This window comes from Acetobacter sp. AC2005, from assembly GCF_037901235.1.
GTDB lineage: Bacteria > Pseudomonadota > Alphaproteobacteria > Acetobacterales > Acetobacteraceae > Acetobacter > Acetobacter oryzoeni.
This window is the reverse complement of sequence record NZ_CP149629.1, coordinates 31,288-56,727: the sequence shown is the minus strand read 5'-3', so window position 1 is coordinate 56,727 and position 25,440 is coordinate 31,288. Positions and strand designations below refer to the sequence as shown.

Genomic DNA, 25,440 nt, shown 5'->3' with positions numbered 1-25,440 from the left:
GCCGCCTTTTTTTATGTCCATCCAGAGGCATATTTTAGGGAAATACCGCCATGAAACTTCATTTTGATCATGCGCGCGTGACGCAGTTGCAGGCTCATGCTGAAGCGGCAAAAGAGCATACGCCCACCTTTGACCAACTCTATGAGCCCACCTTTCTAAAAGATGGGAAATCGACACCATCTCCGTCTTACGATGACATCGATCTCACCAAAGTTCCTGCCGGGCTGATGCTGGTAGGAGATAATGGCATTTATCTCATGTCGAATGGCAAGCCAGCGCTCAAGGATCCTGAGAACGAAGGAAACCTTGTCGCCTATGCTTTTGAAGCCGATCCGCAAAAGCAACCTGACGATTGGTGGCATGTGAAGCAGGCAGCCTTTGGCGGTGATGACGGGGCAGAATTTCTTGCAGCCGAAGCCATAAGGAATGCGCTTGAAGCGACGAGAAGAGGGCGTTTCTGGCTTGATGTGTCACCGACACGGATTTCCAGTCCCTATCTTGCGCCACCACGTCGCAAACGTGCGTTGGCATCCAAAAAATAGAAAAAGGTAAAACGCAATATCTGAGCAGGGGAGAGCCATAGTCTGCTGTCTGGAGCAAACGGTGGGTTCTCCCCATGCTCGACCGCAGTGCGGTCTGCGCGTGGGTCCGATCCCGACGCTGCGCGCCGCGTTTGCTCCAGCCTCCAGACTATGCCCCGCGGGAAGATGTCAGGGAATGCACAGTGATATCCAGAAAAGTGCATTTCCCGAGCATCACCGTTTTCAAGGAGAGTTTCCATGTCTGCAACGCTGGAACCGACACACGCCATTACGTCTTCTGCTCTTGCTGGATTTACCGGAACTGTTCGCTACTATCGCTGGCATAGCGGTCTTCTGCTGACAGATGGCGCCCATTATCTTGCAGCCAATGGTGCAGCGTGGCTGATTGATGTGTTGGCAAGTGTTCAGTATCTGCCAGCCCTGCGTACTGAAGAGCGTCAGTTCTGGACATTGCAGGTTGACCTTGAAAAACATGCGGCGGTCGTTGTTTGCACAGATGGGGATAAAACTGGCGAAGGCGAGATTGAACTCTATCGTCAGGAGATACCTTATACGGATTTCCCGCTCAATGAGGTCAAACTGTTTGCTTTCCGTGAGCCCGGTATGGGACGCATCGTATTGCTTCCCAGCGAATATTGAGAGCCCAAAGTCGTTTTTCAGGAAAGCCGCCCACTGGGCGGCTTACTTTGTATTGGCGCCCTGTCATTTCTGACAATTCAGAGATCTGAAGGGCAGTGTTGAAAATGGGCAGAACGCTGGACTGGATCCACAACACTCAGTGACTTCTCATTGGTGGAAGAAAACACTCAATCCTGATCGACGCATCTGAAAACCCAGGACACAAAGAGCCTTAACTCAGGAGAATGATCCCATGCTCAAACACATGATCGTTTCTGAAGACCGGTGGCAGCGTTCGGTGCGTCCGACACGCTGGATATGTACTGATGAACCTGTCACCTGTCGTCGATGCCATATGGAATGGTCAGATGGAGACCCGGCTCTGTCTCTTGCATGTCGCGGATGTGGTGCAAAAGCTGGAAGTCCGTGCCAGCGTCCACAGGGTGGAAATGAACGGGTGTGTTTCCAGCGTGATCGTGATGCGTTGGCGGAACGTCTGATGCTTCCTTGTGATGGACTTTCCTGGGACGGGAGACACGATAAGCCTCTGAAACTTTCTCTCAATCCCTTACCGCAGGCCATTCCGATCCTGAGTGGTGCGCCAGAAAGCCGTTTTAGCGTCTGAACGACGTACTTTTGTTGTCGCCATGAAGTGTGTCCATTATGGGCACAAGCGCCAACTTTATTTGAAGGGAACCTCTATTTTCTAACATAGAGGTTCCTGTGCGTCACGATCATTTTCGAAGTTCGTATGATCGAATGACTGACAGACAAGCAAAAACCGAACGGAAAGATCAAGAAAAACAAATCAGGAATAGAAAGACGAGAAGTCGCACCAGAGCGCCGCGTCGTGGGCAAGAGGTGGGTCCTCCCCATGCTCGCCCGCTGCGCGGCCTGTGCGTGGGTCCGGTCCCGGTGCTAGCGCACCGCTCTTGCCCCCGCCACAGCGCCCCGGTCGCGCGAAGGTATCCAAAAAGAGCAGAAGGATGCCGACAATGCGCGACACGAAACTCCCCATCCCCACCACAGCACGTGACTACATCGAACTCGCAGGTCTGCTTGCCGGGACAATCCTCCTTGTTCTGACAGTCGCAGTTCTGATTTGCGGTCCCGATTTCGTGCTGCCCCATAAACTGACCTTTGCGGGTCTGGGCTAAGTCTTAAAAGAGAGGAACTCATCATGACCAAACATGAACGTGTCGATCTCTATCAGGATGTGACCAACCGCATCGTGGAGCAGTTGGAAAATGGAGTGGCGCCATGGGTGCAGCCCTGGTCTAATACCGCTTCAGGTCCGTCGCTCCCGCTCAATGTCACCACAGGTCGTCGATATAGTGGCATCAACGTACTGCTTTTGTGGGGAACCGTACAGATGTGCGGTTTTACCTCTCAGAGATGGCTGACGTTTAACCAGGCGCGCAAAGTTGGTGGCAATGTCAGGAAGGGTGAAAAAGGCACGACTGTTTTCTATGCGGACAGATTTGTGCCCGGTGGTCAGGATGCAGATGAGGACGCGCGTGCCATTCCCTTTTTGAAGCGCTTTACGGTTTTCAACATTGACCAGTGTGAGAACCTGCCCGAAGAAATGGCAGGATCAGTCGCGCCGCTACCGGAGCGCGAGATCGTCCCTCATGCAGAAGCGCTGCTGCAGGCCACAGGTGCGGACATCCGGATTGGTGGAGACAAGGCATTTTATGCCCCGGATCCAGACTATATCCAGCTTCCCCCACAGAATTCCTATTATGAGCAAATTAACTGGTACCGCACGGCCTTTCACGAAACTGCGCATTGGAGCGGCCATAAGAACCGTCTGGACCGTGACCTGTCAGGGCGGTTCGGTTCACACAAATACATGGCAGAGGAGATCGTGGCTGAACTGACGGCGGCATTTGTTCTTGCCGAATTGAACATCACGCCAACAGTTCGACATGCCGATTACATTGGAAGTTGGATTGCCATGTTGAAGGAAGACAAGCGTGCGGTTTTTGCAGCGGCCCGTCTCGCATCACAGGCAGCGGAATACATATTGGCGTTTCAGAGTGACGCCAGCCGCGTAACCTCAGACCATTCACAGATGGCGGCCTGAATGGGACACGGGACGCAGGCTCTCGTGTCCGTATTCTGGGCTAATCCGAATACGATGCCCCCGTCAGAGAGTGACACGTTGCCAGACGGTCGGAGCTTATGGCTCTGCACTGTACTAGATCGGTGGGTAGAGCGTGAGATCATCTTCCAATATGCACCGCGTGTTCGTCCGGGCTCAGGCTGGTCTCACGGCTGGTCTCCCTTGCTCGACCCGCCACAACGCTGGAGCGGCAAACGCAAGGCGGATGCCCGTCGCCGAAATCTGCGCAAACGCCTTGAGAAGACGGTACCGCTATTTGCCGATCAATTCGAAGAACAGGAATTGCGGCGCAGACCCGATTACTTCGATCCAGACAGTATTGATCGAAAACAGTTACGCAAATGATGGCCCATCTTACAGCATAACTGGAAATGGGAGAAACCCTACCATGAACAGACAGTATTATACGTCCCCCTTTCAAGGGGGCGACAATCCTTTGCGTGTTGGAACCATAGCTCTTGGCGCAATCTACCGCATGCCTTTGGGGGACTATACTGGTCCACGTCAGCCATGGATCATCGAAGCCTTTTTGAACGGCGAATATCATGCTTCTCGACGTGATCCCCGAACTAATAAATGGCTGAGTGTGTTCATTAGTGGCAGATCAGAACGTGTTCTCATGCGCAATCTTGCCAATGGCAAACGAATGACCATGGCGACGCATTGGCTAGTCAGTAACGCGTGTCTCTTTGGAGATAACAATGCCTATCCAGATCTCCCAGACCTTGGACGGTTTTACCGAAGGTCACACGAAATAAAAGGCAGGGATGAACGAAAAAATAAGAAAAAAACAAATAAGAAAAAAAGAAAATACAGCGCACAGCCGCACAGGCGCGGCGTAAAGCCTGGGACCATATGCTTGATAGCAGCCGTCCGGGGCGTCAGTCATGAACACGTCAGAAATTAGCATCCCGGCATTTTTTTAAACCCGTCGCATCATGGACGCGCAGGCTTGGTCTTCAGAATAGGAGGACCGACATGCACGGATCAGCTTTCGCGCCGTCTGGCACCGGGCAAATGCGTACATCAGAGATTGGGCCTGCGGAAAGAAAACTTTTCTCAATACCCCCTCAGCATGGCCAACATTGGAGCGCAGATCATGGCAGATAACCGTGACATAGACGCCCAGCGCGATGAACTGGCAGTATTGCGTGATCGTGTGCGGTGCGAAGTGGTGCTGGAGCGTGAAGGATATCGTCTTGATCGTGCGGCTACGGCCCAACGCTCGGCGAAAAACCTCAAATTCCGCCGGGGTGAAGGTGAAATCATCATTGTGAACCATGGTGGAAAGGGTTGGTGGGATCCGACCAATCCTGACCGGAGTGCGCGGGGTGATGTCTTTAAACTGGTTCAATATCTCAAACCCGGTCTCAATCTGGGGCATGTGCGGCGTGAATTACGCAACCTGATCGGTCTGGAGCCGAGTTACGAAGTCCGAGAACGGATCAAACCGGTTGCGGAAGAACAAGGCAAAAAGCGTGATCCGGCTTGGATGTGGGAACATCGCAACCCGCCACAGACGGGATCAGCGGCATGGCGTTACCTGTCCGAAGAACGGGGACTTCCTGATCGGGTGCTTGAAGCAGCGGTCAAACAGAACCTGTTGCGTGAAGGTCCCAATGGGACTGCGTGGTTCGCACATCGTGACAATCAAGGTGCTTTGAGTGGCATGGAAATGCGTGGTCCGGAATACAGGGGATTTTCCACTGGAGGAATTGGCAAGCGCCTTTTCCGATTTGAGGCAGATCCAGGCACGCAACCATCGCGTATTGTGGTAGCTGAAGCGGCTATTGATGCTCTGTCCTTTGCTGCAATGGATCGTTTCTCCAGCAACACACTCTACTTGTCCACGGCTGGGGGGATGAGCCCGGAAAGTGTGAGGGAGTTGAAGCAGCTTTTGGCAGCAGGGGCAAAGCAACCTGAGGGGCGGCTGGTCATCGCAGTCGATAACGACCAGCAGGGTGATCATTATGCTGCAATGTTTTCAGAAATGGCTCAGGAAGTCGGATTGTGGAATGGTCGCGCTTCACCAAAATCACCCGGATCCGACTGGAATCAGGTTTTGCGGGCACGCGGCAATAAGGAGAGCGTGACTCCTCGCCCTTTTCGCGAACTGGCAGGATCGGCGACATCCACAACGCCGACACCTCAGGTTGCAGCAGGTTGGGTGGATGATCTCAAACTACGCAAACGTCATCAGTCCGAACAAGTTCCGATGACTGCTCAGGCCACGACATCGCTGAGGCGTTCGGGATCTCCTTCAATGGGAGGTCGCTAACATCATGTTCGCCCAGGATCATCATGCACAGAAAAGCGAAATTCATGACCCGAACTGGAGGCGTGCCATTCAGAGTGTTTTTCATGGCGCAGAATCAGCCCGAAAAGTGTGGGCGCGTCACGTTGTCGATCCAGCGCTGACACCTTGCCAGTTTGTCAACTGCACAGATGGCACCTGTGATCTGATTGGGGTGGTGATTGGGGGCACGATACCAGACGCAGAGGATCCGCGTCTTTGGGACACAGAAAGCACGTTTACCCTGCTGACCGAAGATGCCGAAATCCTCATCGTCAAAGGTTGGTATGCCACATCATTGGAACAGTTCGTCGAATCAGGAACAGAGGGAGTTGAAAAAATGAAATCACAAGATCAGACCTATCGCGATGACATCCTTGATGTTCTGGTTATCAAGGCCGGTCTCGCGCAACAGCTTGATCAGTCTCCGGCCGCCAAGAGTTTTTGGGACATCCATCTTGAGCGTCTTGGAGCAGCTGAATGGCCTGAGGGTCCGCTGCCGCAGTGTCTGGTGCGGTTTGATGAACGGGAAAACCCACGTCTGGGACTGGTGATCAGTGGCGCGTGGATTGCTCCTATGGGGGATTGGGATCTGACCCAGCCTTTTCTGGCCATCTCGATAGATGGTGAAATCATGCGCAGTGAAGGCTGCCTTGCAGAACAGGTGAGCGTATTATGAGTGCCGCGCTAAGCATTCCACCACGTTTGGCGCCTGTTCTGGAGGATCTGACCGCAGCTCAGCGGGCTGCTTCTCTTGCTCTCGGTCGATTGCTCGTACTTGCTGGGGCTGGCACAGGTAAGACCAAGACCCTGACGGCAGGTGTCGCGACGCGGATTGAACTGTACGGCATGGAGCCTTCGCGTATTCTCTGCGTCACCTTTACCAACAAGGCAGCCCGTGAAATGCGTGAGCGTATTACGCGGGCTTGCGGAGAGGGGATGGCGCCTTCATGGCTCGGAACGTTTCATGCGCTGTGCGCGCGCCAGTTGCGTGCTGAACCAGACATTGCCCATTTGCGGCCAGGATTTGATATCAGGGACGCGGATGACGCGCTGGCAATTGTCAGCCGTCTGATCAAGTCTGTTCCTGTTAAACAGCTACCGCGTCCGATGGAGGGCGAGCCGGGAGATGCGCGTCAGATTGCCAAAATGGCAGAACGTATCTCACGTCTGAAGGAAGAGCTGGTGACGCCTGAAATGGCGGGGCATCATGTGGAGGCCATGATTGCGCGGGCGCATGCCCAGAAGTGTTTCGTTGATGATGCCGGATGGCGTTTTGTTGCCGGATTGTATGGACGCTATCAGAGTTTGCTGCGTGAGCAGAATGCCGCGGATTTTGGCGATCTGCTGATGTGGCCGACCTTGGCCATGCTGCAAAACGAGACCTATCGCTATCGGTGGTCCCGCCGTTTTACAGCTGTCATGGCCGACGAATTTCAGGACGTGAACCGCGCCCAGTTTCTCTGGCTCAAAATGATCTCTGAGGTGTCAGGAGAGCTTTTTGCTGTGGGCGATGATTCACAGAGCATCTTATAAGTTAATTGGAATGCATTGATTTAGAGTGATGCCGTAGCAGAAAGAAAGGGTGTGTCATGCCCGTTCCAGACTGGACACGTTATCCGCAGGTTTCCGAGAACAAGCAAGGATGCTTGTGGCTCTCGCTACTCGACAATCTCGGGCGCTCACCCGCGACCATTGATGCCTACGCCAGAGGTCTGGATCAGTATCTGTTTTTTTGCACAACAGTGGGCATACCGGCTGAGGCCGCGACCTTGGCTCAGGTCTCTTTATTCGTAAGGTATCTGCGTGGGGAGGCGGTTCCCCTTCTTTCCGTTCGCCCGCCAGTCAGCAATGCCACGCTGCATCAGCGTTTGTCCGCCATTCGCCTGTGGTATGACCATCTGGTTTTTGAAGGGATCATTCATCGAAACCCAGTGCCGCGCGGGCAGGCTGTTGCAGGACGGGGGCCACTCTCTGAACATGTCGGGTTTCGATATGGTTTGGTACGTCGTTCCAAACTGTTGCCGCATTTGCCGTCCGATCCAGAATGGGGACGCTTGCAAGAAGTGGTCGCACAGGACACGGTGAGAAACCGTCTCATGTTTGCACTGGCGTATTACGGCGCATTGCGCCGAGAAGAATTAGTAAATTTGCGCGTCTCGGATATCGACCCTGCGAGACGTCTGCTCACCATTCGGGCCGAAACAAGTAAAAGCGCCCGCCCGCGTGTGGTTTGTTATTCAGCGGTGCTCTGTCCTGTGTTGGCGGTATATCTGCATCGGAGGCGCAACGCAGCGACCCATTCAGCAGCCCTGTTTCTATCTGAGTCAGATCGGAACTTTCGGCAGCCTATTACGAAGTGGTCATGGAGCAAAACTGTCAGACGTCTTGCTCTTCAGGCTGATATGCCATTGTTCAGTACGCACACTTTGCGTCACCTGAGATTGACGCATCTGGCCCGTGCTGGCTGGTGTCTACACGATATTGCGACCTATGCTGGGCATCGCAATGTTCAAAGCACGACACTCTATATCCATCTTTCCGGTGAAGATCTGCTTCGCAAGATCGCAAACTCAGTCGAACAAATGGATATGAAGCTTGGTAACAGGGTCTTCGGAGGATAGAAAAGTGGCAGAATTTCAGGCTCCTCACGTCCCATCCAAATACAAATTCCACATTAATCTCGATGAATACGACAGACGGGCGACATTGTCTGCAGACGAATTAAAAGTTGTCAGACGTTGGAAAGAAGAAAATCTTGTTATTACGAAACGGCAGGTTCCGCGTCTTCATAAGCCTCTGACGGACATCCTGTATCGCAGCAATCTCGACCGCGCTAACAGCCATCGTGCTTTGAAGTATTTGCTTCTGACGGTCGCACACCAGGAAAAACCCTACTGGGGGTGGAGTGAAGACCTCTGGGTTGAGATTATCAATAATAGTCCTGTTCTGAAAAAAACCGGAATGGTACCGCAGTTGATTGCAGTCGCTTATCTTCTGTGTGGTTTTCGAAGCGTGTACAAAATTCAACGCAATGTGGCGACGGCTGTCGTTGCCCGCTTGGTTTTTGGAGCGGAGATTGTTGATACAGAATGTGAGCGTCTGTTCTCGGCCCTAACCCGTGTCGGCTTCGTCTGTCAGACCGTTCGGCCCCTCGTACCATCAGTATTTGCTGCAGTTGCATTACAAGGCGAGAATCCAAAACTCGAAAGTTTTGACAGGAAGATACTGGAACATACACGAGAGTGTTACACAGGAAATCATATCGCAAAGCGGATTGGAATCTTGTCAAACGGTTTGGCGGCAATGGGATTAACATCAAAGGTTATCCATTTTCGGGCATATCCACCTCGTCACGGAACTGAAACTGATAATATCAATCCTGAGTGGATGACATGGTGCCGACGTTGGTTGGAAACAACAACGTTGCGAGAAGGGTCGAGGCGAGCAGTTTACAACACTCTAACCCGTATCGGAATCTGGTTGGGTCGCGAGCACCCTGAGGTCACAGGACCAGAGCAATGGACGGTATCGGTATGTGCCGACTATCTCGCCGCCGTCGACAGGTTACGTGTTGGCGATTGGGGCGGTTCCACCTTTGATTATCGTCTGATCCCAACAGTTGGCCAGCCTCTGCAGGCTCCAACGAAAGTTGCTTATTATCAGGTTATGCGCCGGTTTTTATCTGATATTCAGAGTTGGGAATGGGCGCGGCTCAGGTGTAATCCGCGATATCATCTCTCGACACCGAAGAATATTGCGAAATATCTTGGCGTGAATCCCAGGACCATAGATGATGCTTCTTGGCTGAAACTGACCTGGGCCAGCCTCAACATCGAACCAGACGACCTTTCTCCTGACTGTTTCTATCCATTCGCCTTGTTGCAGGCAATCGCCGTGGTGTGGACACATGCAGGCCTTCGGAGCAATGAGATCGCCCGGCTTAGGGTCGGTTGCACGCGTGAGCAATCAGAGGATGTGGTTGATCAGTCTGGCAACGTCGTTCCGGCAGGGCAGGTCTGCTGGCTTGATGTTCCGGAAGGCAAAATTTCGGTTGCGTACACCAAACCGGTCGGCCATGCTGTTCATAAGTACATTACGGCCTGGATGAAAAAACGTGCGTCACCCCGCAAACATCTTGATCGGAGAACCGGTGAACATGTGCATTTTCTCTTTCAACTTCGAAACAGGCCAATCGCGAAGGAAGTTTTAAATCAGACTGTTATCCCGCTTTTGTGCAAAAAGGCTGGTATTCCGATTGAGGACAGTAAAGGCCGTATTACAAGTCACCGTGGACGGGCTTCAGCCGTTTCTATGCTGGCCAGTGTTCCGCAAGGAATGACAATATTCGATTTGGCAAAATGGTGCGGCCATACGTCCGTTCAATCGACGATGAGCTATGTTCGGTCGAAACCTACGCAATTGGCGAGTGCGTTTGCCAAGGCGGATCAGGCGGCGCGGATGATCGAAATTGTTATTGATAATGAGGTTATTGCGGCAGGCGCAACGAAGGATGGAGCACCCTGGAAGTATTACGATTTAGGTGATTCTTACTGTAGCAATGCGTTTTGGAGCACTTGTCCGCATCGCATGGCATGCGCACGCTGTTATTTCAATATTCCGAAGCCAAGCGCCAAGGGCGTTGTCCTGGCCGCTCAACAAGCAGCTAATCGTTTACTGGAAGAGGTCTGGTTAAGTCCAGAGGAACGGGATGCCGTGTCCGGAGACGTTGAAGCATTGGAGGGAATGTTAAACAAGCTTCGAGATAAGCCAGCGCTGGATGGCCGAACGCCTGGCGAAATTTCGGCCACATGCGGTTCCCAAGTGTCTTCTCCGTTCACAGAATCAGAATGACTAGTGCCGTGGTTGGAGAACAATGCCAAACGGAAGCGCTGGCCGGCCTCGTGGAGCGGGTGACGTTCCACAATGCCGAGAACGGTTTCTGCGTCCTGCGGGTGAAGGTGCGGGGGCAGCGCGATCTGGTCACTGTCGTCGGCCATGCCGCCATGATCTCGGCGGGTGAGTTCGTGCAGATGTCGGGGCGTTGGTTCAACGACCACACCCACGGCTTGCAGTTCAAGGCGGAGTTCCTCAAGGCCAGTCCGCCGACCACGGTCGAAGGCATAGAGCGCTATCTCGGCTCGGGCATGATCCGGGGCATTGGTCCCGTCTATGCCAAAAAACTGGTGAAAGCGTTCGGCGAGGCCGTGTTCGACCTGATCGAGCAGGAACCGCATCGCCTGCGGGAAGTGACAGGCATTGGTCCCAAGCGGGCCGAACGGATTGTCGGTGGCTGGGCAGACCAGAAGGTGATCCGCGAGATCATGCTGTTCCTGCACAGCAACGGCGTCGGCACGTCGCGGGCGGTACGGATCTTCAAGACCTACGGGCAGGATGCGGTCAGACTGATCAGCGAGAACCCCTATCGGTTGGCGAAGGACATCCGGGGCATTGGCTTCAAAACCGCCGACCATATCGCCCGGAAGATGGGGATCGCGCCTGATGCCATGATCCGGGTGAGGGCCGGGATCTCCTATGCCCTTGGTGAGGCGATGGATAAAGGGCATTGCGGCCTCCCGGTCGGTGAACTCCTGACCAGCACCGCCGAACTGCTGGAGGTCGCCGCCCCTCTGATCGAAACAGCCCTCGCGCTGGAGCTGGAAGCGGGAGACGTGGTCGCTGATAGCGTGGGAGAGACGAGTTGCATCTTCTTGGCTGGTCTCTATCGCGCGGAGCAGAGCATCGTCGAGCGATTGCGCGCCTGCGCCGTGGGTCGGCCGCCCTGGCCGGAGATCGATGCTGAAAAGGCCATGACTTGGGTGGAAGGCAAGACCGGACTTGCCATGGCGCCCAGCCAGCAGGAAGCGGTACGCCTTGCACTGCGTAGCAAGGTGCTGGTGATCACGGGTGGTCCTGGCGTGGGCAAGACCACGCTGGTCAACGCCATTCTGAAGATCGTGACTGCCAAGGGCACAGACGTGCAACTTTGCGCGCCGACCGGCCGGGCGGCGAAGCGCCTGTCGGAAAGCACGGGGCTGGAAGGCAAGACCATCCATAGACTGCTGGAGACGGATCCGGGCAATGGCAGTTTCAAACGGGACGATACCAACCCGCTGACCTGCGACCTGCTGGTTGTGGACGAGGCCAGCATGGTCGACGTGCTGCTGATGCGCTCCCTGCTGCGCGCGTTACCTGACAGCGCGGCTCTGCTGATCGTCGGCGACGTGGACCAGTTGCCTTCTGTCGGACCGGGGCAGGTGCTGGCCGATATCATTGGCTCCGATGCTGTCCCTGTGGTGCGCCTGACCGAGGTGTTCCGCCAGGCGGCACAGAGCCGGATCATCACCAACGCGCACCGGATCAACGAAGGGAAGATGCCGGAGCTGAGCGCGGAAGAGGGATCGGATTTCTATTTCGTGGAGGCGGCTGAGCCCGAGGTCGGACTGCGCAAGTTGCTGGCCGTGGTGAAGGACCGCATCCCGGCGCGGTTCGGGCTTGACCCGGTTCGCGATGTGCAGGTGTTGTGCCCGATGAACCGGGGCGGCCTTGGGGCACGGTCGCTGAATATCGAATTGCAGCAAGCGCTGAACCCGCCAGGCGAGGTGAAGGTCGAGCGGTTCGGCTGGACCTATGGTCCGGGCGACAAGGTGATGCAGATCGCCAATGATTATGACCGGGATGTCTTCAACGGGGATCTTGGCGTTATCGACAGGATCGATGTGGAAGAGGGCGAACTGACGGTCTTATTCGATGGACGGGAGGTCGTTTACGGCTTCGGTGAACTGGACGAGCTGGTGCTGGCCTACGCCACCACGATCCACAAGAGTCAGGGATCGGAATATCCGGCGGTAGTCATCCCACTGGTGACCCAGCATTATACGATGCTGGCGCGGAACCTGCTTTATACCGGTGTTACACGGGGGCGGAAGCTCGTCGTGCTGGTCGGGCAGAAGAAGGCTCTGGCCATAGCTGTGCGAAATCAGGGCGGAAGGCTACGTTGGTCAAAACTGAGAGACTGGCTGGTGGGTACGTCAGGTACAGGTCATCTCTCCCGCCTAAAGAAACTTTAAAATTGCTTTTTTGAGGTTGTGAAATTGCATTCCACATAAATTCCTGGCGTGGAGCGAAAATAGGATTTATCCGGGGGTTTTCAAAAGAATTTCCAGACGCGCAGACATTTAAACTGGAAGAAAACTTCCGATCGACAGGTCATATACTTGATGCATCGAATGCAATCATCGCTCAGGATCAATCGCGCATTCCCAAAACACTCTATACGCGCAAAGGGGCAGGTCAACCCGTTGAGGTGCTGCAGTTTTCCTATATGAGCGAAGAGGCTGATGCGATTGCCGCTGAAATTGGTAGACGTGCAGCATCTGGGTGCGCCTGGCATGATATAGCCGTTATTTACCGACAGAACAGGCTCAGCCGTGCCATTGAAGAAGCTCTGATCCAGGCCCGTGTTCCTTATGAAATTGTAGGAGATGTTGGGTTCTACCAACGTGTGGCAGTTAAAGATGCTCTTGCACTGCTCTCTCTTGCCGCCCGCCCGGATGACCGACAATCCGATGAAGCCTTCCGTCGGGTAGCAAATAAACCCACGCGCGGGCTTGGAGCCAAGGGGTTAGGAGCTATTGAGCTGAGAGCCCGTGATCAGGACATATCCTTATTGGCTGCTGTCAGTGAAACACGCCTCTCCCAAAAAGCTGCGGCCGCCCTGAGAGAGTTTGAGCGTGTGGTGAGGGAGATTGGCGCACAAGAGGATCTGACTGTCGGGGATCGGATGCGTCTCTTGCTTGAAGATACCGGTTATTACGACATGCTCCGAGCTGATGACAGTGATGAAGCTGCGACGCAGATGGAAAACCTCGCGGAGTTGGCCGACGTTGCTGACCGTTATCGTAAGATTGATCACTTGATGGAGCATGCCTCACTGGCTTCCGGCGCCCCAGGGGAAAAAGGTAAGGAGCGGGTGCAGTTACTGACAATGCACCGCGCTAAGGGTCTGGAGTTTCGTCACGTTTTTCTTCCAGCTTGGGAAGATAATCTCTTCCCAGGCACGAATGCTCGTAATCTGGATGAGGAACGTCGCCTGGCATACGTTGCGCTGACGCGCGCTATGGAGCAGGCGACAGTGACCTCATGCGATTATCGGCAAGGAACATCCTCCACTCCCTCGCGGTTTCTCAATGATATTCCACCGGGCAATCGGATTTCACACTGGAACTGGCAGGTTGGACAAGGAGCGATTCCCTGCACCAGATCTGCCTGGGAGCAAACACGACGTGAACTTGACGCACTAGGTTTGTGAGAATGGACGATAGGCCTGAACGACAGAGGAAGGCTCCATATCTGGCAAAGGCAAGGAGTTGGGCGCATTATTGCTGTATATGTAACGCCGGTGCCGCATTCGGCGCAAACACACGGACTGGAGCAACCGAGTGGTATTGTCGCGAGCATAGGCATCTGATGCGCCCCGTGCCACCGGGGCCAATGCCTCGTGCTGCAGGCCGCAACTCATGAGCAAAGGGTTCCACAAGGGGCTGAAGCTCATGTTCCTGTTCCTGATATACGATGTGCAAGTTGATTGGGCCTACGGAAAAGAAACCTGTTCCAATTTGTTTTTCGCAGGAGAGAGCCCCACTCTAGAAGGTGAGTTTGGTCATGGGACTGTCCTGTGCAACACCGCTTATGCAGTAATGGACTCTCCAGTAACAAAAGGTCCGATCTGGTCGGCAGAGTATATCGTCGAAGAAAACCTAGAAGTTGCGGCTCGTACCAAGCGAGAAGGATATTTCTATCCGGACGCCCGGCTTCCTGCAGGATACCGTGGGGAGTTGGCCGACTGGAAGCATAGTGGCTGGGATCGAGGACATTTGTCCCCATCCGGTGACTTCGCCGGTCTGGCAGCTCAGCAGGAATCCTATGCGTTATCTAATGTTGTCCCACAGGCACCGGGTTTGAACCGCGGAGCATGGGAAGGAATTGAGGCCGCGGTTCGGGGGCTCGCGAATGCAGAGGGAGAGCTCTATGTTGTCACAGGAGTGCTGTTTTCTCATGAAAGACCCAGTGTCGGGACTGACAGGGTCATGATCCCATCAGGAATGTGGAAGGCTGTCTATGATCCTATTGCAGAAGGTGCCGCTGTGTATGTCTGTGCAAACACCAATCAGCCTGATTGTAAGATAGTCTCTTTAGAAGTTTTGTCCCGTTGGGCCGGTATCGATGTATTTCCCTCTCTGGCAGTCTCTATCAAACAGCACATCATGCCGATGCCCGCCATAGAAGAGAGCCCATATGCGGCAAGTGTCCGAACCGAACAGTCCAGAGCAAATGGATTTAGCTGGAATGATCGGCGCGTCAAAGAAGTGTTGCGTTTACTGCAGAAAGCACTTGGTCGATAGGTTGTAAATCTTTGTTATTTCCAGATAAAAATCCAAAACATTTTAAATTACCAGTGATATTTAACGTATTATTGATGGAACTATAGAGGGTGTAACAATGGAAAAAACACTTATCGCACCGGCAATCACTCATGAAGAATCACAGCGCCGCAGGCGAGCTGTCGAAGAAGCGCGGGCAGCTAATTTCCGGCAGGGCTATCGTCACGATGCCGTTCTGGAAGAAGCTAATGAGCGCTTTATGCTTGGTTTGATTTCGCTTGATGATTTAAAAAAAGAAATGCGGCAGGCTGTTCTGAATAACCGTTGAGCGTTCCAGCATGTCACACGTAAACGTCCGTTTTCTCCTGGTGACTTATAGTTGCCCATTGTTCGTAACAATTGGGTATACGGAAAAAAAGCACATCAAGAGGGCTCTTGCTAGATGTTGCTCGTTCTTGTTATGTTCCGAGTGGGAGAGCCGCTATGAGTGATTACAAAGGGGATCGTACAACTGGTTTTGCTTCGCCTGCAGCAGATGCAGTCGAAGGCCCAATTGATCTGGCAGAGGTGCTCGATTTGCGGCGGCCGAGTCGCTATCCGGTACGGCTGCGGGGAGCAACATTCAAAACACGTGGGATCATGGACGGTGATATTTTGATTGCCGATACGTCGGGCCAGCAGATTTCAGGCCAGCTTGTGATTGCCAGTGTTTCTGGCGTGTTTGTCCTGGCTGAACTGCAGTCCCGTAAGGGCAGCTGGTGGCTGATCTCTGGAGATGATATGCGTGAGCCAGTACGTGTAGACCCTGCGTTGGACGTAGAAGTCTGGGCCAATGTGTCTGGTGTTGTGCGCGAAAAGCCATGACGACACTATATGGGTTGATTGATTGCAACGCGTTCTACTGTTCGTGTCAAAAAGCTTTCGACGCGCGCCTGAAACGACTGCCTGTCGTCGTTTTGTCAAATAACGACGGATGTGCGATTGCGCGATCATCTGAAGCTAAACACCTCGGAATCAAGATGGGTGATCCGTGGCATCTGATCAAAGATCAGAAAAAATTGGGCGGAGTAAAATGGTTCAGTAGTAATTATCCATTATATGCTGATATGTCTCGTAGAGTGTACCAAGTTCTGACCGAATATACGCCAAAAGTAGAACCTTACTCGATAGATGAAATGTTTCTCGATTTAAACGGGTTACCGGGCTCCCTGAGCCAGCGGTGTGAAACAATTAGAAGCCGTGTCGAGCAAATCACAAAAATCCCAACATGCATTGGGTGGGGACCCAGTAAAACAATCGCTAAACTTGCAAACTATATTGCAAAAGACAGGCCCGAATTGGAAGGCTTGTGCGACTTAACTGACGATCGAGTTAGAGAGCGTTATTATCGCAATTTACCAATAAGTGAGATTTGGGGAGTTGGCCGGAGACTTGTACCACGACTGAATGGCGTGGGCATACGGACCATTGATCAGTTTGTAAAAGCTGACCCCGCTCAGATCCGGCAGATCATGACAATGACTGGCGTGCGACTGCAAGCTGAGTTACGCGGTGTGTCCTGCCTTGAACTGTCAGAAATGGCTGATGTTCGTAAAGGTCTGGCATGCACGCGTTCATTTGGTAGGCCAATCACGTGTTACTCAGAGATGAAGGAAGCGCTGGCGGGATTTGCTGTAAGAGTGACGGAAAAGCTTCGTGCCGAAAAGCTTGATGCAGGGCACGTGAGTGTGTTTCTCCAGACGAATATACATCGGCGTTCTGAGGGGTGGTACGCCAACCAAGCCAGCATAACCTGTGCTCCGACACAGGATGCTCTGACAATGATCGGAACCGTCACTCGGCTGTTACGTACGATCTGGAAAGATGGCTACAGATATAGCAAAGCAGGCGTGCAACTCAATGATCTCGCTCCTTGTGGGCGACAATCCTCATTATTTCAGAAGCCCCAGAAGCAGACATCTGCGCTGATGGATGCAATGGACACCCTTAACAGGCGATACGGCCGAGAAACAGTCAGACCGGCTGCTACAGGCGTTGCAAGGTCATGGCGTCCACGGCAGGATATGCTGTCACCCCGATATACGACAGTGCTTGCTGAAATAACGGAAGTTATAAGTTTTTGAGAACAAAGGGACTTCAGTTATGTTTTAAGTCCCCCCTAAGGCAATGAATAGACTACGCGCTTTCCATCGAACAAAATTACCCCGTTTTTTTCCAGGTCAGTAATGATTTTTTCAGCGGACATGGTGATTTTATTTGATGATACCTTGTTCATAGTCCACGAAATAAGTGATTGACGGGACGCTGGACGACTTTTGTCATGCTTCTTAAGCATTTCCAAAATGCGCTGTGTATCTAATTTAAGAGGCGGTGGTTGTTGAGCAGAGCGCAGTCCTCGGGACGGTAAGGGCAATCCCAGGTGATGCCTGCGGTTGATAGGGACGCCGCGTTTGGTCAGAAACTGGATAAGGGGGTCATATCCCTTGTCTTTGGATATGATGAGGAAACGAGCTGATGGCATACGGGCAAGAATAAAACCAGTATGATGCGCAATGCACATGTCGAGAGCGTTTTGTCCTGTTCCTTCAATTTGAATGTATTGTGCGCGGGAACCCAATGCCTGCATCTGGAGCGCCAGTTTCGTAGAGATTTTCGTTTGTAAGGCACCGATAAACAGTAATAAATGCATGTCGGGCTGACTTAGGCAACTCAAATCCTCAGTCTGAATATTCTCATAATCAATTAACACGAACAGAGGTTTGTCACTGCCGCTTTCAGCTGCAGAAAGGCAGTGTTGTCCTTTTGTAATGATATCCATAACCATTGCCACTAACTGTTGCGATTTCTATAAAATGAAATTTGTTCTTTCAAAAAGGCATATTTGTTTTTTACAATCCCTGTAAGCCAGTTATTGGCTCGATAGAGAACATAACCCAATACCGCAAGCGTAAGTAATAGGCCCCAGGCAGCGCCCATGGTGAGTAAAAGAAGTGACCTTTCTACCTGATCGGGTTCAATGGCCATTGCGCATAAATCACGCTGATGTCGTGTTTCGCTGCTCAACTGGACGGATGGGGGGAGACCTTTTTCGCCTTCGCGCATAGCTGGAAGGGTTGTGGGCAACCAGGCTCTACAGCTTTCGGTCATAGCTCGGGTTTGGTCCCGCAAGAGCGGAGAAGGCTCCGGAATTGTGCTCACAGGCTGTGTCGTTTTAGGGTCTGGTGACGCGGTTTCTGCTGCCGCGAACGCAGGCATGCCCCCAAGCAAGACAAATAGAGGCAGGATATGTTTTGCTGTGCAGACGGGTCTGCTATGGCTGATAGAGCAGTAGGGATGAGGCATAAGTGGTTCTCCTTTAGGGATGAGTATTCCCTCTCATCATGCGACCAGATTCACTTTTTTAGACGAATCTGGCGAGACTAAGTTTTTCGTCGCATCCTGTGACGCAAAGATAGGGGCTCACGGGAATAAGGAGACGAAACTGTTATGCAACATGGCGTCAATCCGAGTTGTGACGCGGTAAGCACCTGGAAAGATACTGGAATACAGGGTGAGCACCTGAAACTGGAGGAAACATCCACCAGCGTGGTGACATTCCGCACTCCAAGTTCACCAGAGGTGAGAGCGCGTTATAGGCAAATTGCCCAGGATGGAGAAGGAGACGTACCGCACCCCCGTTTTGGTGACGGATGGCGGTTGCGTGTCGATATCCTGAGTGAAGATGGCAGCATAGTCGATGGGAGCGTCTTTTTCAGACTGTTCCGGGGACCTGAACAGATCGTCAGACCATATTTGTTAGGGCTGATGACATGGGATGAAGACATGCGTCTTGGAGCGTTGATAACTGCCAGTTTACTGGGTTCCCTTGGATATGCTCAGGGAAAGATCAACCCGACAGAGAAACCCAAAGAAATCAAAAAGAGCGGCATACTTCCCCAACTTATTACCCTGATTTCAAACACGCCGCATGGGCCGCGTCCATCTGAAGCTCCGCATATGATGGAACTCATTCACGAAATTGCCGCCGTGCTCATGCAGGAAGTAAAGCGACGGGTTGGAGAAATCGCTCCCCCACCCCCTATGGTGAAATTCTGTCTGTGAAGGAACTTATTGTGAAATTAACGTATAGCCTGCCACTGGCAGCTCTTTCTGGTTTGATGACACTGTCACAGCCGGCTTCAGCGCAAAACATGATCAGCAGCGGGACGAGCCAGTTTGCGCCAAAAACCACGCCACATGCTGTTCCCACTCTCTTTTCAGAACATCCAGCCTCCTTGGAGCAGTTGCTGAACTCTGGATATGAAATCCGTTCCAGCGCAAGTAGCGAAACAGGTTCATCCATGATTCTTTTCCGCCCGGCCCAGCCAGACCAGAAGGCATCATGGGTAAGGTGTGAATTGATTGGCGACAGGAACGGCAACGTCGTGTTGCGTTCGAGTCATAATGTTACATCAGACTGTCGAAATTTGAACTGAGAAGACCAGGCGTCTTGCGGTATTCAAACATTCGTTTTTAGTCAACCACACAGGTCCGTTATGACAACCAAGAAAACATCTCGCACCAAAAAACCAGTCGTATCCAAAGCTCCAGAAGATCCTGCACGGCATCGTTATACAGAAGAAGAAATGGATGCGCTTATCGATAAAGCGTGGCCAGAGGAAAAAGTGGAGGCGTATTTCCGAGCCGAGCGAGAAGATGCACCCATTCCTGTTGTGCATGATTTTGCCGTCATGAGGCCCCAGACAGCACGGCTGGCGAAGGCTCTGGCCGACATGTTTCCTGGCCAGTTCAAAGGCGTGGAAATCGGTCCATGGCCCCCGATCAATGCGGAAGATGGCATGATAGACGTGATCTATCTCGGTGAGAGCTGGATTGTGCAGCTTGGATATGACGGCTACGAGCCTTCAAGACTGGGATTTGTTAATGCGACATGTGACGGGCTGGACTACGAGGAAGCTCTGGAAATTGATTGTGGTCTCTACCAGCAAGAGGGCTTTGATACCTACGAGGCAGCGTTTCCGTTGACAGATGAAGACCGAGAGGAATTCATTGATTACATGCAACGCAATTTTAACCGACCGGCTGAAAAGGTCATTCTTGTTCGAGAAGATGATCGCGAAGCAAATCAGGCAAATGGGGATAAGGTCGTTCCTTTGCGCAAGCCCTCATGATGTTTTGCTGCTTCAGTTAGCCGATCCCAGGCGTGCTGGAGCAGTTCTGAAACAGAGTTGTTCCGTAGGCTTTCCAGTTCCTTCGCAAACGTTTCACTTGTATGCACCACTGAGGAAAGCCCCGGAGCAACTTCTGCAGGCCCCGTCATGACAATTCTGCTGAGTGTCTGAATGCCAGGATCTATGTGACGGACAATCTCGTACACTGCGGCACAATGACTGGCATTCTGTCGCAGAGGGCTGTAGATTTTCTCTGACCAGCCAGAAGGCAAGGTTTGCCGCCAGTAATCGTTGCGAACATCCCCACTCAATCGGCCTCGTAAGTGCTTTGTTTCAACGACGAGGATGCCAAGAGGCGTCAGAGCCACATGATCAATCTGAGTTGGGTTTCCTGATCGGGTTGGCAACACAATATCATGGTGACTGGGTAGACCATATTCAGCAAGAATGTTCCTGACGTCCGTCTCACCTTTGCGCCCCTGAATGTCAGATTTGAAAGCTTTCAAGAACGAGTTTTCTCGTGCAGATCTCATGGGAGCCCCGTATCGCCGACGCATTAGATGTCCTCCATTTTCTGGGATACCCGCAACACTTTCTTGCGGCGCCTGGCTTCACGCTGGCGTGCACAAACTAACTCGCGATTTCGAGCATAGTATCGTTGATGCTTTGACATGTTATCGCCAGAGGTGCGCGGATAATGAGTTGTTTTGTGTGGTGAACCGTTGGGTGCAATGACAATGTTTTCAGTTTCGACAGGGGACGTCATGACCGAATGGTTCGACAGTTTGCTCTCAACAGACTGGGGACTGGATTTTCGCGGCATTACAAACTCCTCACTGATCGGGAACCAGTTTGGAGTGTGCTGATGCGACGAAAAATACTCATTTTTCAGGAAAGAGACTTTTATGATGCCTTGAGCACACAGAACAACACGCTCGCCGCAATGGTGCGGCCTGGCGGCCCGCGCCCTTAATGGCGCGCCATTGCCCCGACCGGTTGTCTGTGCCCCACGAAATTGGGACCTAAATCAAAGGATCCCAATGATGAGTATATCCACAATATCAGTCCAGACACTCACTGGCCCAGCCTCGCTCCTCAACAGGCTCGTGAAAGAGCTTGTTGAGGGATACTGTCACTCCGAAGAAATCATGTTTCTGGATGAAAAAACGGTTCAAGTCACACTGTATAACGGCTCTGGATCGACCCTTCTCCATCATGCAGACGCTCTTTCTGTGGAATATCCAGCACTGAATATCCGTGCCGTAGAATGGGTTGATTGTTTCGAGGACGTCAGTGTTGCTTATTGGAAGTGCGGACGTAAAATCTATCAGTGTGATATGTGCGAGATCGTATCGTGTGAGAAGCCTGAAGGCTACAGTGGACCGTTAGCCGATAAAAGGATCAGGTTCTGGCAAGCCGTGCCCGATTTAAAGGTGGCGATACAGCATATCCTGCCTGATTACGATCTGATGGCTCTCTCAGGGCTTATTACGTTGTCTGGCGGCTGGCTTGCCCTGCACAATGCAGACAGCAAAGTTCTCTTGCGGCTCCCTTCGCAACCCGACCTGAACGATGGATGCCTTGTCCAGCTTTCATCTGAAATAGGGCGCGTTGCTATCGTACAGGGCATAGATCGCTATGGATGTTGCGCTTCTGAACAGTCTGTTGCCTATGCGGATGTAACAGCCCGTTGGCCCGAGTTGCGACCGTTTCTGCGCTCGTATTGGCGCTCAGGAAAAAAGCAGCGCAGGCGCAATAGAAGATGGTGTCAACTTCAACAGAGAAAGGCTGGAAAGCCCATGAAGTCGAGATTATCGCTTAGGCACAATGAGGAACAGGAGATTCCTTTCTAAGACAGGAGCCCTCTGACCGAAACGGTCTCTCGCATCAAGCGGTGGCTCCTCGTCCGTCTGGCTGCGCCAGACGGCCTGCGGTGCCGGCGCTGTGCGCCGCGCATGACCCGACAGCCCGCTCCGGTCCGACCTGAAGAGGTTCATAACTCTTAAGAAAGCGACATCTCATGTCCTATCGTATTGTTTATGACCTCGCAGCCACGAGGTTTTCTACGGACACTCTAAACGCAGTTTTCCCAGATCATGGGTTTTCGAGTGACCAGTATCTCTTCTTCGAATTAGGCGGCGACAACAACCTCTATGAATCCTATGCGTCCCGTCAGCGCATCCTCCAACGGCGTGTCAGAAACTGGTCACTGATTGCAATGGGAGCAGAGTGGGAAGTCATGCGTCAACTCGTCACGTTTTCCGCTTCTTGTGAAGGCGGCGGTATGCGCTTCAGTGGGGCATCTGACATCGCTGCCGAGACATACATCCGCAAATGTAGGGCAATAGTCTCTGAGGCAGTAACGCCTGATACCCTCTTGCAAAAAATGGGCTGTGGAGTGTCTTTGCAGATTGCGACACTCGGTGACGAGTGTCCTGAGTGGAGAAAGAGGAAAATTGAGACGCTGACAGCGCTCCTTGGCCAGCCTAAAGGAACAGACACTCACCAATGGTTTGTCCGGCCCTTGCATGAAGTGAAGGATGCGGCGGCTTTATTTGCCTTTGGCTACATGGATGGCCGGCCAATTTATAACATGGCGAGCGTCTCAGTCATCCACCAGTCCAAACTGCCTCTGATGAAAGACTTGGCAATGCGGAAACCTTTCGCATTCTAGCGCCAGAGTTATCCCACCTGCATAGCCTGTCTTGCAGGTGGGAGGAGAATGCTTCACCGTATCTTCGCGGCTTTCATCATGTAACCCCAGGCTAACATACCCGTCACAGTGGTAGGAATCATCATCCATTGGGCGACGGTCGTGTGCCCAGAACAGGCAAGGCCAATGGCGGCGCAGCCAATGGCTATTTCTGCAAACCCGTAAGTCACGCCTTGGGTTATGGTGCGTGTATTATCGTTGAGATCCATCATCAAGTGTTTTCCTTGTTAGGGCACATTGCTGAACAATGAGTCCGAACCACCACACAATGCCGCCAGAAAGGCGGGTACTGTAAGTAAACAGAATGCGAGTATACACTGTCTGCGTTCGCTAAACCAAAGCCAGGTGACGATGAAAATCACAACAGAATAAAGCAACAGAAATAAAAGTACGTTTATGCTCAGGCTATTACTGTCCATTTCTCGTTTTCCTTTTCGCGTGCGATGTCTCTGGTGTCACCCATCGTCATGCGACCGAAAACGAGAAATGGTTTTTCTGTAAAACGCTCGGATTTATTTCGTTTTCCGACCGCGTGCCTTCCGGTCTGAGGGGATGTCTGCTTCACCTGATGAGAGTGTCGCATTGGTGTCATCGCCACGTCGCCCCAGAGAGTTGCGCTTGGCAATGGCGGCCCGCTGTGCGGAATAGTTTGGGGCCACCATGGGATATTCCGGGGGCAATCCCCAGCGTGCGCGGTACTCTTCAGGCGTCAGGTTGAAATGTCTCTGAAGGTAGGATTTCAGCATCTTGGTTTTCTTACCGTCCTCAAGACAGACGATATAATCGGGAAAGACCGAGCGCTTGATGGGGACCGCCGGTGTGCGGTCCTGAGATACGATTTTTTCGGGAGCTGGTGGTGCAGGTGTGACGTCAGGGACCGGCGCAACGCAAGGCGTTGCGGCTTTCCCTGGCTTTTCAGGAGCGGGTTGGGAGAGTGAGAGTGTATCGAGCGTCGCATAGACTGATCTGATCAGATCTGGAAGGGCTTCGGCGCTGACCGTGTTGTGGCCAACGTAGGCTGATATGATTGTAACGGTCTGCTCCACCTTTTGTGTGTCAGGTTCGTGAACGGATGCGGACTCTGCCATTGTGCCTGTCTTTCTGTTATCTGAATGTCGTCTCAATACTAAATCTCTGACCTGTAACGGGAAAACCCATTTAACATGTCGTAAATCATAGGCAAGGTATTGCTGCTATCGCGTACAGGGTGCTTAATCCGCCAACGATCCTTTGGCTTGGTCGTTGCATTTCATACAGGGCACGCCCTGCAGAACATGTGTTTTGTTCCGACGTTCAAGCCAGCCACTTTCCCAACCACAGCGGGCGCATGAAAACAGGGCAACGCATGTATTGCCCGGTTCGTAAATACAGCCGTGATCTCCAACATCACTCATGTGTGCCAGGTAGCGCCGTGGTGTGCGCGGCTTGCGGTATCCAAACAGATCCGGCTGGCGGGGTTTGTATTTCGTGGTGGAGTGTGGAGAAACCATGAGCAGCTCACTGGCTATCGTCGGACGGGGTGTTTTTCGTGAGAGACGGGTCACGACTTGGGTCTGCCAGGACGCTGAAGGAGGTCATGCCCGCTTTCGATCTTATGAGATCAAAATGGTCGGATTGCTCTCGCGGAAAGGGAGAGAAGGGATTTTCGCCAGATGTGAGCTCGATAATAGAGGGTCTTGTCCACGGGCTTTTTGGGAGTGCCTCAGACGTCATCTTGTTGTCCTTCCACATAATAAAATTCCGTTCTGCGTTTCTGTCAGGCCATGATGCGACCGAATAGAAAAAACAGCCCTTCTTCAAAATTATGAAGAGAGTTCAGATCAGGTTGGGTTTTTCCAGTTGCAAGTTTCTTGTTCCCGACAGCGCTTGGCTCATACGGGCCGGCCTCCATACCGGCACACAGTATGAATCCGATTAGATCAAGTTATGTTTTATGCAATCGAAGAAACCCAGCGCTTAGATTTCTTCGATCATTGAAGAGATAAGATCCAGAAGCCAGCCCCCAAATCCGGCCATCACAGCCACGTCGAGAGCGCTGATCGCCTCTTTCTCATGGCCCAGAAGATAGAGGCCGAGCGAGAGAACAGTACAAAGAGCCGTCACCGGAACAGTCAGGCAAAGAGCGTAGCGGGTTGAGCGGCGGAGCCAGAGCATCATCGTCGCCATGCCTGCCGTAGCGATATCGAAAAATGCAAAGGGAGTGCCGAGCGACTTGGCGTTGTTTCGCTCACGAATGGCCGCGATAAGCCACTGGACACCAAACAGAAGGAGAAAATAAGGCCAAAAAGTCGGTATGGTAAGCATCTGTATCATGTCCTTTTTTCAAAGCAGACGCCTCGAATGAGGACGTTTCTTCTGCTGATGAAGGGCAGAGTGACGCGCAAAGATGCGACCGAATTGATAAAAACAGTCTTTCTTCAAAATTATGGTGAGAGTTCAGATCAGGTTGGGCTTTGCCTGTTGCAGTTTTCTTGTTTCCGTTTGCCCTGTTCTTGCGTGTGTATCCTCAATAAAGATCCGGGACGCCCCTCTCGGGGTGCGTTCGCTCAGCATCTCTAGGCGGCATAGCCGCCAAGAGATGTCGACGCGGATTTC

General features: G+C 52.5%; 29 protein-coding genes. 22 read left to right on the top strand and 7 right to left on the bottom strand.

Features of this window, described 5'->3' with window-relative positions:
• The first annotated feature begins 50 nt into the window (after positions 1-50).
• The 17 genes from QQM41_RS15575 to QQM41_RS15495 all read left to right on the top strand — a co-directional run bounded on the left by QQM41_RS15575 (position 51) and on the right by QQM41_RS15495 (position 17,084).
• The gene (locus tag QQM41_RS15575) at positions 51-542 is read left to right on the top strand and encodes a DUF3085 domain-containing protein (protein WP_339078306.1); all 492 of its coding nucleotides are present in this window, start codon (positions 51-53) and stop codon (positions 540-542) included.
• Between the two features lie 237 nt (positions 543-779).
• Complete coding sequence (locus QQM41_RS15570) at positions 780-1,181, top strand: DUF6876 family protein (RefSeq protein ID WP_339078305.1); 402 nt, start codon at positions 780-782, stop codon at positions 1,179-1,181.
• A 305-nt stretch (positions 1,182-1,486) separates the two neighbouring features.
• Entirely contained in the window at positions 1,487-1,660 is a 174-nt protein-coding gene (locus QQM41_RS15565; protein WP_157894003.1) for a hypothetical protein, read from the top strand.
• Positions 1,661-2,155: 495 nt separating this feature from the next.
• Positions 2,156-2,317: a hypothetical protein gene (locus tag QQM41_RS15560; protein ID WP_339078304.1), complete on the top strand. Its 162-nt coding sequence runs from the start codon at positions 2,156-2,158 to the stop codon at positions 2,315-2,317.
• Positions 2,318-2,340: 23 nt separating this feature from the next.
• A complete protein-coding gene (locus QQM41_RS15555; protein ID WP_339078303.1) occupies positions 2,341-3,246 on the top strand; it encodes a zincin-like metallopeptidase domain-containing protein in 906 nt (301 codons plus the stop codon).
• A gap of 201 nt (positions 3,247-3,447) precedes the next feature.
• Positions 3,448-3,630: a hypothetical protein gene (locus QQM41_RS15550; protein WP_087636616.1), complete on the top strand. Its 183-nt coding sequence runs from the start codon at positions 3,448-3,450 to the stop codon at positions 3,628-3,630.
• Positions 3,631-4,384: 754 nt separating this feature from the next.
• Entirely contained in the window at positions 4,385-5,563 is a 1,179-nt protein-coding gene (locus QQM41_RS15545) for a DUF3991 and TOPRIM domain-containing protein (RefSeq protein WP_339078302.1), read from the top strand.
• A gap of 4 nt (positions 5,564-5,567) precedes the next feature.
• Positions 5,568-6,257 carry a hypothetical protein gene (locus QQM41_RS15540; protein ID WP_339078301.1) on the top strand — a complete coding sequence of 230 codons (690 nt, stop codon included), beginning with the start codon at positions 5,568-5,570 and terminating at the stop codon, positions 6,255-6,257.
• On the top strand, positions 6,254-7,114 hold the full coding sequence (locus QQM41_RS15535) for a UvrD-helicase domain-containing protein (protein WP_339078300.1): 861 nt from the start codon (positions 6,254-6,256) through the stop codon (positions 7,112-7,114). Before QQM41_RS15540 ends, QQM41_RS15535 begins: the two co-directional genes overlap by 4 nt.
• Positions 7,115-7,170: 56 nt before the next feature.
• On the top strand, positions 7,171-8,202 hold the full coding sequence (locus QQM41_RS15530) for a tyrosine-type recombinase/integrase (protein WP_339078299.1): 1,032 nt from the start codon (positions 7,171-7,173) through the stop codon (positions 8,200-8,202).
• Between the two features lie 4 nt (positions 8,203-8,206).
• On the top strand, positions 8,207-10,432 hold the full coding sequence (locus QQM41_RS15525; protein WP_339078298.1) for a site-specific integrase: 2,226 nt from the start codon (positions 8,207-8,209) through the stop codon (positions 10,430-10,432).
• Positions 10,429-12,648: an ATP-dependent RecD-like DNA helicase gene (locus QQM41_RS15520; RefSeq protein WP_339078297.1), complete on the top strand. Its 2,220-nt coding sequence runs from the start codon at positions 10,429-10,431 to the stop codon at positions 12,646-12,648. The genes QQM41_RS15525 and QQM41_RS15520 overlap by 4 nt, the downstream gene beginning before the upstream one ends.
• Positions 12,649-12,671: 23 nt before the next feature.
• Positions 12,672-13,889, top strand: a complete 1,218-nt coding sequence (locus QQM41_RS15515; RefSeq protein ID WP_339078326.1) for a 3'-5' exonuclease — start codon at positions 12,672-12,674, stop codon at positions 13,887-13,889.
• Positions 13,890-14,097: 208 nt separating this feature from the next.
• Positions 14,098-14,982 carry a DNA/RNA non-specific endonuclease gene (locus tag QQM41_RS15510; protein WP_003630467.1) on the top strand — a complete coding sequence of 295 codons (885 nt, stop codon included), beginning with the start codon at positions 14,098-14,100 and terminating at the stop codon, positions 14,980-14,982.
• Between the two features lie 97 nt (positions 14,983-15,079).
• Entirely contained in the window at positions 15,080-15,289 is a 210-nt protein-coding gene (locus QQM41_RS15505) for a hypothetical protein (protein WP_061498945.1), read from the top strand.
• A 155-nt stretch (positions 15,290-15,444) separates the two neighbouring features.
• Complete coding sequence (locus QQM41_RS15500; protein WP_061498948.1) at positions 15,445-15,825, top strand: S24 family peptidase; 381 nt, start codon at positions 15,445-15,447, stop codon at positions 15,823-15,825.
• The gene (locus QQM41_RS15495) at positions 15,822-17,084 is read left to right on the top strand and encodes a Y-family DNA polymerase (protein WP_176703019.1); all 1,263 of its coding nucleotides are present in this window, start codon (positions 15,822-15,824) and stop codon (positions 17,082-17,084) included. The genes QQM41_RS15500 and QQM41_RS15495 overlap by 4 nt, the downstream gene beginning before the upstream one ends.
• A 35-nt stretch (positions 17,085-17,119) precedes the next feature.
• Here the strand turns inward: QQM41_RS15495 and QQM41_RS15490 are convergent, their stop codons facing one another.
• Both QQM41_RS15490 and QQM41_RS15485 read right to left on the bottom strand, forming a co-directional pair.
• Entirely contained in the window at positions 17,120-17,779 is a 660-nt protein-coding gene (locus QQM41_RS15490) for a PIN domain-containing protein (RefSeq protein ID WP_155738469.1), read from the bottom strand.
• A gap of 11 nt (positions 17,780-17,790) precedes the next feature.
• Positions 17,791-18,108: a hypothetical protein gene (locus QQM41_RS15485; RefSeq protein ID WP_064775790.1), complete on the bottom strand. Its 318-nt coding sequence runs from the start codon at positions 18,106-18,108 to the stop codon at positions 17,791-17,793.
• Between the two features lie 339 nt (positions 18,109-18,447).
• Here QQM41_RS15485 and QQM41_RS15480 point away from each other — a divergent pair, with 339 nt between their 5' ends.
• Genes QQM41_RS15480 through QQM41_RS15470 form a run of 3 tightly spaced genes read left to right on the top strand, consistent with a single transcriptional unit; the run spans position 18,448 to position 20,132 of the window.
• On the top strand, positions 18,448-19,062 hold the full coding sequence (locus QQM41_RS15480; protein WP_339078325.1) for a hypothetical protein: 615 nt from the start codon (positions 18,448-18,450) through the stop codon (positions 19,060-19,062).
• 11 nt (positions 19,063-19,073) lie between these two features.
• Entirely contained in the window at positions 19,074-19,436 is a 363-nt protein-coding gene (locus tag QQM41_RS15475; protein ID WP_088365132.1) for an ABC transporter substrate-binding protein, read from the top strand.
• 60 nt (positions 19,437-19,496) lie between these two features.
• Positions 19,497-20,132 (top strand): hypothetical protein, encoded by a 636-nt coding sequence (locus QQM41_RS15470; RefSeq protein ID WP_339078324.1) that lies wholly within the window; start codon positions 19,497-19,499, stop codon positions 20,130-20,132.
• Here the strand turns inward: QQM41_RS15470 and QQM41_RS15465 are convergent.
• Positions 20,087-20,638 carry a nuclease-related domain-containing protein gene (locus tag QQM41_RS15465; protein WP_339078323.1) on the bottom strand — a complete coding sequence of 184 codons (552 nt, stop codon included), beginning with the start codon at positions 20,636-20,638 and terminating at the stop codon, positions 20,087-20,089. The two genes, QQM41_RS15470 and QQM41_RS15465, sit on opposite strands and share 46 nt — an antisense overlap.
• Before the next feature lie 642 nt (positions 20,639-21,280).
• Here QQM41_RS15465 and QQM41_RS15460 point away from each other — a divergent pair.
• Positions 21,281-21,985 (top strand): hypothetical protein, encoded by a 705-nt coding sequence (locus tag QQM41_RS15460; protein WP_339078322.1) that lies wholly within the window; start codon positions 21,281-21,283, stop codon positions 21,983-21,985.
• Positions 21,986-22,152: 167 nt separating this feature from the next.
• Positions 22,153-22,806: a hypothetical protein gene (locus tag QQM41_RS15455; protein WP_124297882.1), complete on the top strand. Its 654-nt coding sequence runs from the start codon at positions 22,153-22,155 to the stop codon at positions 22,804-22,806.
• A gap of 53 nt (positions 22,807-22,859) precedes the next feature.
• On the opposite strand, the gene QQM41_RS15450 is transcribed toward QQM41_RS15455, so the two are convergent.
• From QQM41_RS15450 to QQM41_RS15435, 4 genes are all read right to left on the bottom strand, one after another.
• Entirely contained in the window at positions 22,860-23,057 is a 198-nt protein-coding gene (locus QQM41_RS15450; RefSeq protein ID WP_042788825.1) for a hypothetical protein, read from the bottom strand.
• 300 nt (positions 23,058-23,357) lie between these two features.
• Positions 23,358-23,933, bottom strand: coding sequence for a MucR family transcriptional regulator (locus tag QQM41_RS15445; RefSeq protein ID WP_124297881.1), 576 nt, complete (start codon positions 23,931-23,933; stop codon positions 23,358-23,360).
• Positions 23,934-24,056: 123 nt separating this feature from the next.
• Positions 24,057-24,389, bottom strand: coding sequence for a hypothetical protein (locus tag QQM41_RS15440; protein WP_246860456.1), 333 nt, complete (start codon positions 24,387-24,389; stop codon positions 24,057-24,059).
• 412 nt (positions 24,390-24,801) lie between these two features.
• Complete coding sequence (locus QQM41_RS15435; protein ID WP_339078321.1) at positions 24,802-25,158, bottom strand: hypothetical protein; 357 nt, start codon at positions 25,156-25,158, stop codon at positions 24,802-24,804.
• Positions 25,159-25,440: the final 282 nt, after the last annotated feature.